The 15,918-nt window shown below is 63.8% G+C and carries 16 protein-coding genes and 1 tRNA gene; 3 read left to right on the top strand and 14 right to left on the bottom strand.

The window, feature by feature from the left end; all coding sequences use genetic code 11:
* Position 1 precedes the first annotated feature (1 nt).
* Positions 2 to 3,127: a multidrug efflux RND transporter permease subunit gene (locus AB5Y91_RS08285; protein ID WP_368169523.1), complete on the top strand. Its 3,126-nt coding sequence runs from the start codon at positions 2 to 4 to the stop codon at positions 3,125 to 3,127.
* A gap of 117 nt (positions 3,128 to 3,244) precedes the next feature.
* Complete coding sequence (locus tag AB5Y91_RS08280) at positions 3,245 to 3,703, top strand: MFS transporter (protein WP_204787269.1); 459 nt, start codon at positions 3,245 to 3,247, stop codon at positions 3,701 to 3,703.
* Positions 3,704 to 3,718: 15 nt separating this feature from the next.
* On the opposite strand, the gene AB5Y91_RS08275 is transcribed toward AB5Y91_RS08280, so the two are convergent.
* Positions 3,719 to 3,806, bottom strand: a tRNA-Ser gene (locus tag AB5Y91_RS08275).
* 198 nt (positions 3,807 to 4,004) lie between these two features.
* On the opposite strand from AB5Y91_RS08275, the gene AB5Y91_RS08270 reads away from it, so the two are divergent.
* Positions 4,005 to 4,754, top strand: a complete 750-nt coding sequence (locus AB5Y91_RS08270; protein ID WP_106886032.1) for a DsbA family protein — start codon at positions 4,005 to 4,007, stop codon at positions 4,752 to 4,754.
* Positions 4,755 to 4,934: 180 nt separating this feature from the next.
* Here the strand turns inward: AB5Y91_RS08270 and galE are convergent, their stop codons facing one another.
* From galE to AB5Y91_RS08205, 13 genes are all read right to left on the bottom strand, one after another.
* Positions 4,935 to 5,960, bottom strand: coding sequence for a UDP-glucose 4-epimerase GalE (gene galE, locus AB5Y91_RS08265; protein ID WP_290030476.1), 1,026 nt, complete (start codon positions 5,958 to 5,960; stop codon positions 4,935 to 4,937).
* Positions 5,961 to 6,045: 85 nt separating this feature from the next.
* Positions 6,046 to 7,077 carry an FAD-binding oxidoreductase gene (locus AB5Y91_RS08260; protein WP_368169522.1) on the bottom strand — a complete coding sequence of 344 codons (1,032 nt, stop codon included), beginning with the start codon at positions 7,075 to 7,077 and terminating at the stop codon, positions 6,046 to 6,048.
* A gap of 172 nt (positions 7,078 to 7,249) precedes the next feature.
* Positions 7,250 to 8,899 carry a hydroxylamine reductase gene (hcp, locus tag AB5Y91_RS08255; protein ID WP_368169521.1) on the bottom strand — a complete coding sequence of 550 codons (1,650 nt, stop codon included), beginning with the start codon at positions 8,897 to 8,899 and terminating at the stop codon, positions 7,250 to 7,252.
* A gap of 244 nt (positions 8,900 to 9,143) precedes the next feature.
* Positions 9,144 to 9,611, bottom strand: a complete 468-nt coding sequence (locus tag AB5Y91_RS08250; protein ID WP_106886029.1) for a Dps family protein — start codon at positions 9,609 to 9,611, stop codon at positions 9,144 to 9,146.
* Positions 9,612 to 9,741: 130 nt separating this feature from the next.
* Entirely contained in the window at positions 9,742 to 10,284 is a 543-nt protein-coding gene (locus AB5Y91_RS08245; protein ID WP_368169520.1) for a DUF3833 domain-containing protein, read from the bottom strand.
* A gap of 14 nt (positions 10,285 to 10,298) precedes the next feature.
* Positions 10,299 to 10,841 carry a chalcone isomerase family protein gene (locus AB5Y91_RS08240; protein ID WP_368169519.1) on the bottom strand — a complete coding sequence of 181 codons (543 nt, stop codon included), beginning with the start codon at positions 10,839 to 10,841 and terminating at the stop codon, positions 10,299 to 10,301.
* A complete protein-coding gene (locus AB5Y91_RS08235) occupies positions 10,798 to 11,016 on the bottom strand; it encodes a TIGR02450 family Trp-rich protein (RefSeq protein WP_025327995.1) in 219 nt (72 codons plus the stop codon). Before AB5Y91_RS08235 ends, AB5Y91_RS08240 begins: the two co-directional genes overlap by 44 nt.
* Entirely contained in the window at positions 11,013 to 11,492 is a 480-nt protein-coding gene (locus AB5Y91_RS08230; RefSeq protein WP_163148776.1) for a DUF2878 domain-containing protein, read from the bottom strand. The genes AB5Y91_RS08235 and AB5Y91_RS08230 overlap by 4 nt, the downstream gene beginning before the upstream one ends.
* A 2-nt stretch (positions 11,493 to 11,494) precedes the next feature.
* A complete protein-coding gene (locus AB5Y91_RS08225) occupies positions 11,495 to 12,751 on the bottom strand; it encodes a class I SAM-dependent methyltransferase (RefSeq protein WP_368169518.1) in 1,257 nt (418 codons plus the stop codon).
* The gene (locus tag AB5Y91_RS08220) at positions 12,751 to 13,485 is read right to left on the bottom strand and encodes a DUF1365 domain-containing protein (protein ID WP_368169561.1); all 735 of its coding nucleotides are present in this window, start codon (positions 13,483 to 13,485) and stop codon (positions 12,751 to 12,753) included. The genes AB5Y91_RS08225 and AB5Y91_RS08220 overlap by 1 nt, the downstream gene beginning before the upstream one ends.
* A gap of 17 nt (positions 13,486 to 13,502) precedes the next feature.
* Entirely contained in the window at positions 13,503 to 14,762 is a 1,260-nt protein-coding gene (locus tag AB5Y91_RS08215; RefSeq protein WP_368169517.1) for an NAD(P)/FAD-dependent oxidoreductase, read from the bottom strand.
* On the bottom strand, positions 14,759 to 15,493 hold the full coding sequence (locus AB5Y91_RS08210; protein WP_368169516.1) for an SDR family NAD(P)-dependent oxidoreductase: 735 nt from the start codon (positions 15,491 to 15,493) through the stop codon (positions 14,759 to 14,761). The genes AB5Y91_RS08215 and AB5Y91_RS08210 overlap by 4 nt, the downstream gene beginning before the upstream one ends.
* Positions 15,490 to 15,918, bottom strand: coding sequence for a nuclear transport factor 2 family protein (locus AB5Y91_RS08205; RefSeq protein WP_168235653.1), 429 nt, complete (start codon positions 15,916 to 15,918; stop codon positions 15,490 to 15,492). Before AB5Y91_RS08205 ends, AB5Y91_RS08210 begins: the two co-directional genes overlap by 4 nt.

The raw sequence follows: 15,918 nt of genomic DNA, 5'->3' as shown, positions 1-15,918 counted from the left end.
CATGCCGCAGTTTTTTATTCATCGCCCGGTATTTGCCTGGGTGATCGCCCTTTTCATCGTGCTAGCGGGGGTCATCGCCATCCCCAAGTTGCCCATCTCCCGCTACCCCTCGGTGGCGCCGGTGTCGGTGACCCTCTATGCCACCTATCCGGGCGCCACGCCGCAGACCCTGAACGATGCGGTGGTGAGCCTTATCGAGCGCGAGCTGTCTGGGGTGAAGAACCTGCTCTACTTCGAGTCATCGGTGGACGCCTCGGGCAGCGCGCAGATCACCGCCACCTTCAAGCCGGGCACAGACCCGGAGCTGGCCCAGATGGACGTGCAAAACCGCATCAAGGCGGTCGAACCTCGCCTGCCGCAAGCGGTGCGGCAGAACGGTCTGCAGGTGGAGTCCGCCTCGTCGGGTTTTCTGATGATGGTCGGCATGACCTCGCCGGATGGCCGCTTTGATGAAGTCGCCCTCAACGACTACATGGCGCGCAATATCGTTCAGGAGCTGCGCCGCATCGAGGGCGTGGGACGGGTGCAGCTGTTTGGCGCCGAACAGGCCATGCGCATCTGGGTGGATCCGGGCAAGCTCGCCGCCTACGGGCTGACCATCAGCGAGGTGGCGCAGGCCATAGAGCAGCAGAACGTCCAGATAGCACCGGGGCGCGTCGGTGACGAACCCGCCCTGCCGGGACAGCGCCTGACGGTTCCTCTCACGGTTCAAGGGCAGCTGACGACCCCAGAGGCGTTCGCCGCCATAGTGCTGCGGGCCGGCGCCGATGGCGCCAAGTTGGTGCTGGGTGACGTGGCCAGGGTCGAGCTGGGGGCGCAATCCTACACCTTTGCCAACCGCGAGAACGGCGTGGCCGCCACCAGCGCCGCCATCCAGCTCTCTCCCGGTGCCAACGCCGTGCGTACCGCCGATGCGGTACGCACCCGTCTCGCCCAGCTCGCCCCTACCCTGCCGGCGGGCATGGTCTATTCGATCCCGTTCGACTCGGCCCCCTTCGTCAAGGTCTCCATCGACAAGGTGATCCACACCCTGCTGGAGGCCATGGTGCTGGTGTTCCTGGTGATGTTCCTCTTCCTGCAGAACCTGCGCTACACCCTGATCCCGGCCATAGTCGCCCCCATAGCCCTGCTCGGCACCTTCGCGGTGATGCTGCTTGCCGGCTTTTCGATCAACTCCCTGACCATGTTCGGCATGGTGCTGGCCATCGGCATCATAGTCGACGACGCAATAGTGGTGGTGGAGAACGTCGAGCGCCTGATGGCCACCCGGGGACTGTCGCCCCGAGAGGCGACCTCGCAGGCCATGAAGGAGATCACCGGGGCGGTGATCGGCATCACTCTGGTGCTCACGGCAGTGTTCATCCCCATGGCGTTCGGCAGCGGCTCGGTGGGGGTCATCTACCAGCAGTTCACCCTGTCGATGGCGGTGTCTATCCTCATTTCGGCCTTCCTCGCCCTGACCCTGACGCCAGCACTGTGCGCCACCCTGTTGCGTCCGGTCAGCCCGGATCATCATGAGAAGCGCGGCTTCTTCGGCGCCTTCAACCAGAGTTTCGAGCGGCTCACTGCGGGCTACGGCGCCCGGGTGACCCGCCTGGTCGGGCGCAGCGGACGCATGATGGCGGCCTTCGTCGCCCTCTGCGCCGTGCTGGCCATCGCCGCCGCCCAGTTGCCCTCCTCTTTCCTGCCGGACGAGGATCAGGGCTACTTCATGACCTCCATCCAGCTGCCGACCGGCGCCACCAGCGAGCGCACCCTGGCGGTGATCAAGGAGTTCGAGGCCCACGTCGCCTCTCGAGAGGCGCTGGACACCAACCTGGTGGTGCAGGGCTTCAGCTTCTCAGGCGCAGGCCCCAATGCGGCCATGGCCTTCACCATGCTCAAAGACTGGGACCAGCGCCATGGCGCCACGGCCGCCGAAGAAGCAGAGCTGGCTCAGGCGGCCATGGCCAACAGCAGAGAGGGCACAGTGATGAGCCTGTTGCCGCCCGCCATCGACGAGCTGGGCACCTCTTCGGGTTTCACGCTCTTCCTGCAGGACAGGGCCAATAGGGGGAACGCCGCGCTGCTGGCCGCCCAGGCGCAACTGCTGGCGCTGGCCGCGCAAAGCGAGGTGGTGAGCGATGTCTACCCTGACAGCCTGCCCCCCGGCGAGAGCATTCACCTCGAGATCAACCGGCAGAAGGCCGAGGCCATGGGGCTCTCGTTTACCAGCGTGAGCAGCACACTGTCGACCGCGATGGGGTCGCTCTACGTCAACGACTTCCCCAACGGCGGGCACATGCAGCAGGTCATACTGCAGGCCGACGCCCCGGCCCGCATGCAGCTCGACGACGTGCTCGGCCTGCGGGTGCGCAATGCCAGCGGCGGCATGGTGCCCCTGCGGGAGGTGGTGACACCGGTATGGAGCGAATCCCCGCAGCAGATGATGCGCTTCGAGGGCTTCCCCGCCGTGCGTCTTTCCGGGAGTGCCGCACCCGGGATATCCAGCGGCGCCGCCATGGAGGAGATGGAGCGCCTGGTGGCGCAATTGCCGCAAGGCTTCGCCCTGGCCTGGACGGGGCAGTCGTTGCAGGAGCGTCAGTCGGCGGCCCAGGCCCCCATGCTGATGCTGCTGTCGGCGCTGGTGGTCTTCCTGGTGCTGGCGGCGCTCTACGAGAGCTGGTCCATCCCGCTGTCGGTGATGCTGGTGGTACCCCTGGGGTTACTCGGCACCGTCGCCGCCGTGATGCTGCGCGATATGCCCAACGACGTCTTCTTCAAGGTGGGCATGATCACCATCATCGGTCTGTCGGCCAAGAACGCCATCCTCATCGTCGAGTTTGCGCGCCAGTTGCACGCCGAGGGGCGCACGCTGATAGACGCAGCTGTGACCGCCGCACGCCTGCGTCTTCGCCCCATCCTGATGACCTCGCTGGCCTTCACCCTGGGCGTGATGCCGCTGATGCTCGCCAGCGGCGCCAGCGCGGAGACCCAGCATGCCATCGGCACCGGCGTATTCGGCGGCATGATCAGCGGCACCCTGCTGGCCATCTTCTTCGTGCCGGTCTTCTTCGTCTTCGTCATCGGCACCCAGGAGCGCTTTCAGCTCTGGCGGGCCCGGCGAGTGCACAGGGGGGAGCAATGATGCCAGTGTTGCAGCCCCTCTTCCTGCCCTGCGGCCTGAACGAGGGCAGCCAGACAGCGGGGGTTGAGGTCAGCGCAGCCAGCCCCCGTTCATTCATCATTGCGGAGGAGTCAATTCATGTTCTCTGACATCCAACGCCGCTGGCTGGTGCTGCTGGCTGTCATGCTGGCCTTCCTGCCGGTGGTCATCGACATGACCATATTGCACATAGCCGTGCCTTCCCTGACCCAGGCCCTGGGCGCATCCGCGACCGAGGTACTGTGGATCATCGACATCTACCCGCTGCTGATGGCGGGGCTGCTGGTGCCCATGGGCACACTGGCGGACCACATCGGCAACCGGCGTCTGCTGCTCACCGGGCTGGTCATCTTCGGGGTCTCTTCCCTGCTGGCAGCCTTTGCGCCGACGCCCGCCATGCTCATAGGCGCACGGGTGCTGCTGGCCCTGGGAGGCGCGATGATCATGCCCTGCGTGCTTGGCACCATACGTCGCACCTTCGAAGACCAGGATGAGCGCGCCATGGCGCTGGGTCTGTGGCACGCGAATACGAAAAAGCCCATCTCAATCAATGATTGAGATGGGCCGTATAAATGGCGGAGGAGGTGGGATTTGAACCCACGGATGGTCGCCCATCGCCGGTTTTCAAGACCGGTGCATTCAGCCGCTCTGCCACCCCTCCGCAGCAGTGCGACGCATATTACCCATGACGATCCCCCTTGTAAATCCCCGCTCTGTTCGTTTGCCGATTTATTGGGCTAAATGGCCAACAAAACCCGCAGACTCGCCCCAAACCGTGCTTTTTCAACCGGATGGCTTGACTTGAAAACAGACTCACCCACTATAGTGGCCTCCACGATATTCCCAGCAAGATGGACATATGAGAATCAAACATGCCCTGTTCGCCGCCCTGACCGGCGCGACCCTGCTTGCGGCGCCGGTGCAGGCGAGCGAGCTGACCAAGAGCGACGTCGAGCAGATCGTGCGCGACTATCTGGTCAAGAACCCGGAAATACTGGTCGAGATGTCCAATGCCCTGCGCGCCAAGCAGGAGAGCCAGCAGGCCGAGAACGACAAGACGCTGATCGAGGCCCATGCCAAGCAGCTCTTCGCCAACCAGGATCCCGAGACCGGCAACCCCAAGGGCAGCCTGACCGTGGTCGAGTTCTTCGACTACAACTGCGGCTACTGCAAGCGGGCCCACCCCCTCATCCAGCAACTGCTCGCTGAAGACAAGGACATCCGCTACATCTACAAGCAGTTCCCCATACTGAGCGAGACCTCCTACTATGCCGCCCGCGCGGCGCTGGCGGTGAAGCTCGGCCAGCCTGACAAGTACCAGGCCTTCCACGACAAGCTCTATGCCCATCAGGGACCGCTCTCCGACGAAGCCCAGGTGAAGCAGCTTGCGGAGGCGGCTGGCGTCAACTGGAGCAAGGTCGAGGCGAAGATCAAGGACGGCAGCATAGATCAGAACCTGGGTACCAACCGTGCCCTGGCCGAGGCCATGAGCATCTCCGGTACCCCGGCCTTCATCATCGGCGATCAGATCCTGCGCGGCGCACCCCGCGATCTGGCGAGCCTGAAAGGCTTCATCAAGGACGTGCGAGCCGGCAAGAGCATTCAGTAACCCGCTCTTCGCTCGTAAAAAAACGCCCCGGCATCTCGATGCCGGGGCGTTTTGTCATTCAGGCTCCAGTCCCTCAGGACTGATGGGCCGTCGCGAGCAGCTGTCAGCAAGGCGAAGAGCTGCGCAGGGACCGGAGTTTATATGAATAAATGAGGCTCCCGAGCAGCGCATGATCCTTGATCACGGCTTCGTAGCAGGACCATAGCCGTTCGGGTTCTGGCTTTGCCAGCGCCAGGTGTCCACCATCATCTGCTCGAGCCCGCGCTCCGCCTGCCAGCCCAGCTCGTCCCGGGCCAGAGTAGGCTCGGCCCAGCATTCGGCGATGTCGCCGGGGCGACGGGGCTTGATCTGGTAGGGAATGGGGCGACCACTTGCGGTTTCGAACGCCTTGACCATCTCCAGCACTGAGTAACCCTGACCTGTGCCCAGGTTGTAGGTGAAGACCCCGGTGTCGCTCCCGATGCGGGCCAGCGCCTTGAGGTGACCTATGGCGAGATCCACCACGTGGATGTAGTCGCGCACCCCGGTGCCGTCCGGCGTCGGGTAGTCGTTGCCAAAGACCCCCAGCTCCTTGAGCTTGCCGACACCGACCTGGCTGATATAGGGCAGCAGGTTGTTGGGAATGCCGTTGGGATCTTCGCCGATGAGGCCACTCTCGTGGGCACCGACCGGGTTGAAGTAGCGCAGCAGCACTATGGCCCAACGGGGATCGGATTGGGAGAGATCCCGCAGTATCTCCTCCACCATCAGCTTGGAGCGGCCGTAGGGGTTGGTGGCGCTGGTGGGGAAGTCTTCCCGCAGGGGCACAGAGGCGGGATCGCCATAGACGGTGGCCGAGGAGCTGAACACCAGGCGGAACACGCCGGCATTGGCCATCTCTTCGCACAGCACCAGGGTGCCGGTCACGTTGTTCTGGTAGTAGGTGAGCGGGATCTGGCTGGACTCCCCCACCGCCTTGAGGCCGGCGAAGTGGATCACAGACTCAATCTTGTGGGCCGCGAACAGCCGCTGCAGGCACTCCCTGTCCAGGATGTCCCCCTCGACGAAGGTGACCGCCTTGCCGGTGATCCGCTCGACCCGCCTGAGGGATTCGGGGGAGGAGTTGGAGAGATTGTCCAGTACCACCACCTGCTGGCCGGCGCCCAGCAGCTCAACCAAGGTGTGGGAGCCGATATAACCGGCACCACCCGTGACCAGAATTGTCATTTTTTATCCCGTGCTTTGAGGAAACTGGAGCTGAGTCTACCCGCCCTGCCCGCGCGGGAAAAGCTCGGGATACCTATGACGCCCCTTAGTAGTCGAGGCCGACATCCCCCCTTGCGGTGCAGGAGCAGGCCAGTGCGACGCCGCTCTCCAGATCCTGCGGGCTGAGAGTCATCACGCTCTGGCGTTCGATCTCGCCGGTGGTGGTGCAGCGGCAGGCCCCGCACACCCCGGCGCGGCAGGCGGCCATCATGGTCTCCCCCGCCCCCTCGAGCGCGGCCAGCAGGGTCTGACCTGGCAGTATCTTCACCTTCTTGCCGCTCTTTTTCAGGGTCAGCCAGAAATGGTCACCCCCGGCGGCAACTGGCGCTGCGCCCGATGTAACAGCAGGCAGGCCAAACGACTCCTGATGCAACTGCGCCGCTGGCAACCCCAGCTCCGCCAGCATGGTGCTCACCGCCGCCATATAGGGCGCGGGCCCGCACAGATAGACGTGGCGGCCGAGCAAGTCCGGCGCCAGTTCCTTCAGCATGGAGGGTGTGAGACGCCCCACCCAAGGGTGAGCCGCCGGTGCTTCTTCCAGCACTCTCTCCGGTACTCTCTCCACTACTAGGGCATGGCGCAGCCCGGCATGAGCCTCGGCCAGCGCGGCCAATTCATCCGCGAAGATCACATCCTGGGGCGATCGGGCGCTGTGGACAAAGCGGATGTCCGCCTCCGGTCGTTTGACCAGCTCGTCCCGCAGCATGGCCCACATGGGGGTGATGCCGGAGCCGGCGCTCAGCAGCAGCGGCCGCTCGCAAGGCAGCGCGGTCAGATTGAAGTCGCCGAAGGGGCCGTCGGCCCGGATCTCGTCCCCCACCTGCAGGCTCTGGTGCAGATGGTGGGAGACAAGCCCCACGTCCTTGATGGTGACCTGCCAGCAGGCATCCTGCGGGCTGGAGGAGAGGGTGTAGGCGCGGCACTGGGGCTGGCCGTCTATCTCTGTGTGCAGGGTCACGCACTGGCCGGCCAGCACGGGGGGCAGCGTGCCCTCGGTGGCGACAAACTGCCAGCTGGTCACGTCGTGGGTATCCGCACGACGGCCAATGCAGCGCAGGGAAAGAGAGGTGGAGGTCATCGCAAGGCTCCTCTTTTATAAAAGGCATCTCAGTGAAAAAAGGCGAGCCGGGGGCTCGCCAAAGGCTTACAACATGGTGGGCCGCGCCCGGATCAGGCCGCCAGTATCTCGGCCAGATCCGCTTCGGCCGTAGTGGTTCCCTTGAGACCGGACTATGTCTCCAGCACCTTGATCAGGCCGCCAGTATCTCGGCCAGATCCGCTTCGGCCGTGGTGGTACCTTTCAGACCGAACTGCTCCTCCAGCACCTTGAGCAGGGCCGGGGTGAGGAAGGCCGGGGCGGTCGGGCCGGTGCGGATGTCTTTCACCCCGAGCGCCAGCAGGGTGAGCAGAATGACGATGGCCTTTTGCTCAAACCAGGAGAGCACCAGGGTCAGCGGCAGATCGTTGACGCCGCACTCGAACGCCTCGGAGAGCGCCAGGGCGAGCTGGATGGCGGAGTAGGCGTCGTTGCACTGGCCCACGTCCAGCAGACGGGGAATGCCGCCTATGTCGCCGAAATCGAGCTTGTTGAACTTGTACTTGCCGCAGCCCAGGGTGAGCAGCAGGCTGTCTTGGGGGGCGGCCTTGGCAAACTCGGTGAAGTAAGCGCGCTCGGCCTTGTCGCCGTCACAACCGCCCACCAGGAAGAAGTGGCTGATCTCGCCGGCCTTGACCTTGTCGATCACTGCCGGGGCGGCCTGCATCAGGGCGTTGCGGGCAAAGCCTATGGTGATGAAGTGCTCGAGCTCGGTGTGCTTGAAGCCCTCCAGCGCCTGCGCCTTCGCTACCACGGCGGAGAAATCATCCCCCTCCAGGTGGGTCACCCCCGGCCAGCCGACGATGGAGCGGGTGAAGATGCGATCGCTGTAGTCGCCCACGTTGGGATCTATGATGCAGTTGGAGGTCATCACCACGGCGCCGGGGAAGTTGGCAAACTCTTTTTGCTGGTTCTGCCAGGCGGAGCCGTAGTTGCCCACCAGGTGCGGGTACTGCTTGAAGAAGGGATAGGCCTGCGCCGGCAGCATCTCGCCGTGGGTGTAGACATTGATGCCGGTACCAGCGGTCTGCTCCAGGATGAGCTTGAGATCCATCATGTCGTGGCCTGAGACCAGGATGCACTTGCCCGGCACCGGGGTGACGCGCACCTGAGTCGGTTCTGGGTGGCCAAACGCAGTGGTCTCGCCGAGATCCAGCATCTCCATGATTTTGAAGTTGAGCAGGCCTATCTCCATGGCGCATTTGAACAGGGGATCCAGCTCGCTCGGGTCCGTGCTGAGCCAGCTCATGATGCGATGGAACTCGGCGGCCACGGCGCTGTCTTGCTGACCCAGCACCCGGGCGTGCTCCATGTAGGCGGCGGCGCCTTTGAGGCCGTAGAGGCAGAGCAAGCGCAGCCCCATGATGTCTTCGTTGACCTCGCTCTTGCCGCGATTGACCGCGGTCTGGGGCGCATGGGCCAGCTGTTCCAGCAGTTCGGCACCCGGCTCGAAGCGGGCGGCGGCGGGCAGCTCGCTGACCTGCACCGCCAGCGCGGCCAGACGGTCGGCCAGTTGCTGACGATGAGCCAGCGCCTGGTTCACATAGCCGACAATGCGGGCGGAGTCGAAGTTGACGTTGGTAAGGGTGGCGAAGAACGCCTTGGGTACGAAGGCATCGATCTCGTTGTCGATGACGCCGTGCTCGCGAGCGGCCAGCGCCCAGGCGCTGAGGCCCTGCAGCGCATAGATCAGCACATCCTGCAGATCCGAGGTTTCAGCCGTCTTGCCGCACATGCCCTGTGCATAAGCGCAGCCATTGCCTGCCGGGGTACGAATTGTCTGTTCACATTGCACACAAAACATCATGCCTCTCCTAATTGGACATTTCAGTTGCTTGTTTTGTGGCGATTCTATGCCCCTCGCGAAAAACTTAATAGGCATTCAATTTACCAATTAAGTTTTCATTGATGCAGATCAAAAACAAAAAAGCCGCCCAGACAGGGCGGCAAGCGGGTGGATAACATCAAAGACAATTCAGGATTGCAGCAACAAGGGATAAGGGAACGGCTGGGCCGGCGCCACTCGTGGCATCCGGCCCTGCATGTCATCAGTCCAGGTAGGCCCGCAGCATCCAGACCAGCTTTTCCTGCTGCTGCACATAGTCGGAGAGGATGGAGGCGGTGCCCTCGTCACCGGCTTCGGCAGCCTGCGCCAGGATGCGGCGCTGGGCTACCAGCAACTCGCGGAAACTCTCCAGCAGGGATTCGACACAGGCGCGGCCGTCGTGCAACCCCTTCTGCTCCGGGATGGCAGAGACTTTGATGTAGTCGCTGAAACTGTGCAGGGGTACCCCATCCAGGGTGAGGATGCGCTCGGCCAGGGCATCGACTTTCAGCAGCAGATCGTTGTAGATCTCTTCGAATTTCAGGTGCAGCTCGAAGAACTGGTTGCCGCGGATGTTCCAGTGGAAACCACGGACGTTCATGTAGAGGATCTGGTAGCTGGCCAGCAAGTTGTTCAGCTCGGCGGCCAGGGCTTGTGATTGAACGGTATCAAGACCAATGGGGCTCTTCATCATTCACCTCCAGGTGGTAAACATTATTGGGAACTGAGTCAGCATATCCCCGCACAGACTCAAAGGACAATTGCTTATACCTTGCCCATTGATAGCGACTGGCTATCGTCAGCGGGGAAAATACCAGCTTTTATCGCTCAAGCCGCTCGATATAGAGGATCACCTCCCCCAGATGAATGCCGAACTTGCTGATCTCGGCGCGATTGATCAGGCGATCTTGATCCAGCAGATACATCCAGTCATCGAAGCTCACCCGCACCACCTCTCCGTCCGGCAGGGCCAGATCGAGTTGATAGCGCCAGTTCAGGGCAAAGCCTGCCGTCTTGCCCACCGCTTCCCCCACCACGTCCGAGGCTGTGCCGCGCCAGTGGCCATCAACCCCCTTGCTCAGAAACCAGGTGCGTGTCTGCTTTCGACCATCATCGAAATAGAACTGCTCGAACAGCTCCCCTTTGCCCTCTCGCCAGCGCCCCTGCATCTCGACCCGAAAGCGACTGGTCACTTCGCCGCTACGGTCCGTCACCAGGCCATGGGCCACCAGCTTGCCATTGAAGAAACGGGCGAGATCCCAGTTCGGGCCCTGCCCTCTGTAGTCATCTAGGCTGGTGCCACAACCAGCCAGCAGCAGCAGTGGCCACAGCAGCAACATGCGCCATGTGCGGTAGAGAGGCATGAGGGACTCCAGTGTCAGGGTTGGCCGCGCAGGCGGCGGGTAAGGGCGGGATCGCGACTGTTGTCGGCGAGCCAGATGGCCAGAAAGGCGGCAGAAAACTGCGGATCGGCGAGGGAACCCAGGGGCTTGTCCTGCCACCAGAAGTGACCTGCTCCCGCGCTGTCCACATAGAAGGTGAGTCTGTCCCCCGCCCCGACGTCGGGCCAGAGGGCGGCGAGCCGGCCGAGCCAGCGCTGGCGATCCGTCTCGCTGCCGAGCCCGAGCCGCTGCCATTCGGCGGCGGTGGCGCTCAGCAGATCTTCCCGTTCTATGGCCCTGGCATAGGTCAGGGTGAGCGCCTGCGGATAGCGACCGGGCTCGTAGCGGCCGCTCTCGCTGTAGAGGGTGGCGTCATAGAGCTTGAACCAGAGCCAGCTCATCTCCCCCTGCCCGACCGGGCGCAGCTGTTGCCAGGGAGCGGCAGAGGCCTGCACGGCAGTGGCCACAAGCAGCGTCAGCGCCGCCAGCAAGGTGCTAATTCCACCCCATGTGCCAATGGGCGGGATCTTCCAGTTCATGCCAGTCCATCTCCTGTTCCTGCAGGGTATTGATATCCTGCATCACCACGCTCGCCAGTTGACCTCGCGCATCCCGCTGGCACGCCACCACCAGGTAGAAGCGGTCGGCCAGCTCGTACTGGCTCTCCTTGGTCCATTTGGAAAACAACAAGGCGTCGGTCGAAAAGGTGTTCATCTCGGCTCACCCTCCAGCGTCACCGTTACCCACAGCAGTACGGGTAACCACCACATCCAGATCACCGCCAGCAGCGCCGTGCTGATCCAGATGCCCCAGGGTAAGTGTACGGCCCCCATGGCAGCCCCCGCCACATAGGAGCTCGCGCCCCCCACCATGCCAAAGAGCGCCTGCTGCCAGCGGGGCAAGGGCCGAAGCCAGCGCAGACCGTGGGAGAGGGTCAGGGCAAAACCGCACCAGAGCAGCAACAGCCAGAGGGGGAAGCCGGACGGAAACTGGAACAGACCGAGCAGCCAGAGCAGGATGTCGAGCAGACAACCTGCCAGTGCAACGGGAATGAGCCGCCAGTCTTGCCGGCGACGAGGAGAGAAGAGGAAATGAAGCAACAGCATCAGCAGCAGCGGGCCTGGTTGCTGCCATTTCACCGCCAGCAACCAGTAGAGGTTGAATCCCAGCAGATGGGCCCACTGCCACATGGTCAGTGACTGCTCACTGGCAGATCGCCGGACCAGCCGAGCGGGCCCGGCTTGGCCGCCTCCAGCTGCACCAGGCTGATGGCCCGCTCCCAGAAGCCCCCCTCGCAGTAGGCGAAATAGAAGTGCCACAACCGGATGAAGTCCTGGCTGTAGCCGAGCCTTGGCAACTCCGGGGCCAGCGCCAGGAAGCGTTCACACCAGTGGGCCAGGGTGCGGGCATAGTGGTGGCCGTGATCGTGCAGCCGCACCAACTGCATGTCGGTCTCCCGGGCGAGCAGCCCCGCCATCTGGGAGACGCTCGGCAGACAGCCGCCGGGGAAGATGTAGCGCTGGATGAAGTCGACACCGCGCAGATACTGGGCGTGGCGCTGATCGGCTATGGTGATGGCCTGAATGAGCAGGCGGCCGCCGGGTCTGAGCAGGCGCGACAGCTGGCGGAAGTAGTCCGGCAGGAAGGCGTGCCCCACCGCCTCTATCATCTCGATGGAGACCAGCTTGTCGAAGCTCCCCTCCAGCTTGCGGTAATCCTCCAGCAGCAGGGTGATGCGATCCCCCAGCCCCTCCCGGGCAATCCACTCTTTTGCGTAATCATGCTGGGCCTGGGAGATGGTGGTGGTGGTCACGCGGCAGCCGTAATGGCGGGCGGCATAGACAGCCAGGCCGCCCCAGCCGGTGCCTATCTCCAGCAGGTGATCCTCCGGCCCCAGCTCGAGCCGCTCGCAGATGGTGCGCAGCTTGGCCTGCTGCCCCTGCTCCAGGCTGGCCTCGGCGCTCGGGTAGATGGCGCTCGAATACTGCATGTGGCTGTCGAGGAAACCCTGATAGAGGGTATTGCCGAGATCATAGTGAGCGGCGATGTTGGATCGCGACCCGGTCAGGGTATTGCGATTGAGCCAGTGGCGCACCTTGTTGAAGGGGAAGCTGAGCCAGCCGAGGCGCCGCTCCAGGGTGTCGAGCAGCGTCAGGTTGCGGGCCAGCAGCCGCACCAGAGCAACAGGATCCGGGCTGGTCCAGAGTCCCTCCACCCAGGTCTCACCGGCGGCTATGCTGCCCCCCAGCAACAGGCGGCGATAGAAGGCAGGATCCTGCACTATCACCTCGGCATGGAGATCTGTGCCCGCCACCCCGAAGCTGTGGCGCTCGTTGCCGTCCCGCAGCAGCAGTTGCCCCTGTTCGAGGCGTCCCAGCAGACTGAGCAGCAGTTGCCTGGCCCCCTTGTCGATGAAAGAGGCTGAACTTGTTGATTGCACCAGTTCCATTAGCGAGTCTCCGGATGGCTGAAGATAGGTGTTCGTTTGATAAAAAGACGCAGGGCCTGCCAGTAGATACCGAGCAACACCTTGAGGGTCATCCAGGGCCAGCGGGCGAGCAGGGCCGCCAGCCCCTGGCGCGACAGCGGCTCGCGGCGCAGCGCCAGGGTGGCGTCGAACAGCTTGGCCTCGCCTGATCTGGGATGGCTCTCGATATGGATCAGCGTCTCCTGCGCCGGCGCCCTGATGCGCCAGTGGTAGCGCATGGCCAGCCCCATGAAGGGGGAGACGTGAAAATCCTTGTCATGGGGCGCCAGGGCCGCCAGATCCAGCAGATAGTAGTGGCGCTCGTTCCAGGGGGTGTTCGACACCTCCGCCAGCAGATAGCGCGCCTCCCCCTGCCGGTAGCAGAAGTAGAAGTTGACCGGGCTGAAGTAGAAGCCCAGGCAGCGCACGTTGCCGAGCAGCAGCACCCGACCGTCCGGCTCGGCACTGCCGCCAAGGGCGGTCACCTTGTCCCACACCGCCTGCTTGAGGGGCCCTTCGCTGCCACTCAGATAGTCGCTTCGGCGAAAGGAGAGCAGCCCCGCCCGCTCCACGCCAAACCAGCGCCCCTGGCTGAGCCCCGGCAGTTCGTCCAGATCCAGCCCCAGCATGAAGAGGCCGTAAGAGAAGGCGTGGCAGCGCGGCGCGAAGCGACGGTGGCGCACCGAGCCCTGCCAGATGGCGCTGATGGTGTCCATGGTGTCGCCGGCGGCCTTCACAGGCTGGCTCCGAAGCGACTGGCCATGTCCAGGGCGCTGCGCACCCCGTCCTCGTGAAAGCCGTTGTACCAGTAGGCACCGCAGAAATGGGTGTGCTGCCGGCCGCAGATCTCGGCCCGCCGCTGCTGGGCGGCGATGGAAGCCTGATTGAACACCGGATGATGATAGACGAAGCGGCGCAGCACCTTGCTCTCGTCCACCCGGCCCTGAGGGTTGAGGCTGACGCAGAAGGGTTGCGGCGAGCTTAGTCCCTGCAAGATGTTCATGTTGTAGCTCACCAGGGGGCGCGCTTCGTCGTCGTCCCCAAGCTGATAGTTCCAGCTGGCCCAGGCCTTTTGCCGCGCAGGCAGGCAGCTCACATCGGTGTGCAGCCAGACGTCGTTGGCCTGATAGGCCATGTCCCCGAGAATGGCCTGCTCCCCTTCGCTCGCATCCGTCAGCAGGGCCAGCGCCTGATCGCTGTGACAGGCGAGGATCACCTCGTCAAACTGCTCCTCCCCGTAGCCGCTCTGGACCAGTACCCCCTCGGCCGTGCGCCTTATCCCCTGCACCGGGCAGGCCAGCCGGATCCGCGGCAGCCAGCCTGCGGTGAGCGGGCCTATGTATTCCCGCGAGCCGCCCGGAATGACGTACCACTGGGGGCGGTTGGCCACATCGAGCAGGCCGTGGTTGGCAAAGAAACGCAGGAAAAAGCCCAGCGGAAAGGCGCGCATGTCCGCCAGGGTGGAGGACCAGATGGCCGCCCCCATGGGCAGTATGTAGTGACGGGCGAAGTAGTCGCTGAACTCCCCCAGTTGCAGGAAATCCCCCAGGGTAGGTTCGCTGCCACCGCCGTGGCGCCCAAGCTCCGCCAGCCAGGCGCGAGCCTCCCGGTTGAAGCGCAGTATCTCCGCGACGAAGCGGTAGAAACGCGGGCTCAGCAGGTTGCTGCGCTGGGCAAACAGGGTATCCAGATTGTGGCCGTTGTACTCCAGCCCCTCCGGGCTCTTGACCGAGAAGCTCATCTCGGTGGGCTGGCGCGCCACCCCGATCCGCTCCAGCAGTTTCAGGAAATTCGGGTAGGTGCGATCGTTGAAGACGATAAAGCCGGTGTCGATGGCATAGCTGCGACCGGCCAGGCTGACATCCACTGTGGCGGTATGTCCGCCGAGCAGGGGGGCCGCCTCGAACAAGGTGATGTCGTGCAGCTTGTGGAGCAGAAAACCGGCGCTGAGACCCGAGATCCCGGAACCTATGATGGCGATCTTTTTCTTCATGAAGGGGATCCTTTCGAGATGAGAGTGCGCCCCAGCCGCAGCCAGAGCCCGGTCGGCAGTGCCCCCAGCAGGCGCAGCAGCCAGATGAAGCGACGGGGGAAGTGGATCTGGTGACGACCGGCGGCCAGCCCGCTCATGATGGCGCGGGAAGCCTCCTCCACCGTCACCAGACAGGGCATGGGAAAATCATTCTTCGCGGTGAGCGGCGTCTGCACGAAGCCGGGGCGGATCAGGGTCACCCCTATGCCCAGAGCCGCGAGATCCAGACGCAGGGTGGCGGCCAGATAGTCGAGGGCGGCCTTGGAGGCGCCATAGGCCTCGGCCCTTGGCAGGGGTAGCCAGCTGACAGAGGAACTGACGATGGCGAGCCGTGATCCTGCCGTCAGCCGCGGCAGGAAGGCGGCCAGGGTGTGACCGGTGGCGACGAGGTTGGTCTCTATCACCCGGGCAAAGAGGGCGCCGTCGAACCCCTCTGCCAAATCCATGTATTCGCAGTTGCCGGCGTTAAGGATCAGCAGATCCAGCGTGGGCAGGCCGGCGGCAACCTCGGCCATGGCGGCGCTGTCCCGTGCATCGAACTGCAGGGGGGTTATCCCCTCATGAGCCAATGCCTGCAACCGCTCGCCGTCGCGGCCACAGCCCCACACCTGCCAGCCAGCGCGCAGATAATCGAGTGCCAGCTGGCGACCTATGCCGGAGGTGGCGCCGGTGATCAGCACACGTCCGCTCATGTCCCCAGCCTCCCCTTGATGGTGCGCACCACGGGCCCGAGCAGCGGCAACTGCTCGTAGAGCATGGCGCCGAGATCGAAGTAGTCCCGATGCAGGCAGACCTTGCCCCAGGCATCGAACTGCAGCCGGGTAGCCCCCTCCACCCGCACGGGTCGCCCGCCGGCGATCCTGGGATGGGCGAAGATCATGACCCAGCTGAGCCAGGCCTCATTGCCCTGCTGCTGCCGGCTGGTGATCTCGAAACGGCACTCCTTGAGCCGCCCGTAGAGGGAGGAGAAATAGCGGGTGAGCGCGGCCAGCCCCTCGATGCGGTGGGCCGGATCGATGAACACCACCTGATCGGCATAGATCTCCGGCAGGCGGTGCAACTGATGCTTGTCCAGTTGCAGATAGAGGACGATGAAATGGGCCAGCGCGTCGTTCAT

It is taken from the genome of Aeromonas sp. R4-3, assembly GCF_040908275.1.
Lineage (GTDB): Bacteria > Pseudomonadota > Gammaproteobacteria > Enterobacterales > Aeromonadaceae > Aeromonas > Aeromonas rivipollensis.
Note: the sequence above shows the minus strand (reverse complement) of the source record. Positions and strands in the feature narration are given on the sequence as shown.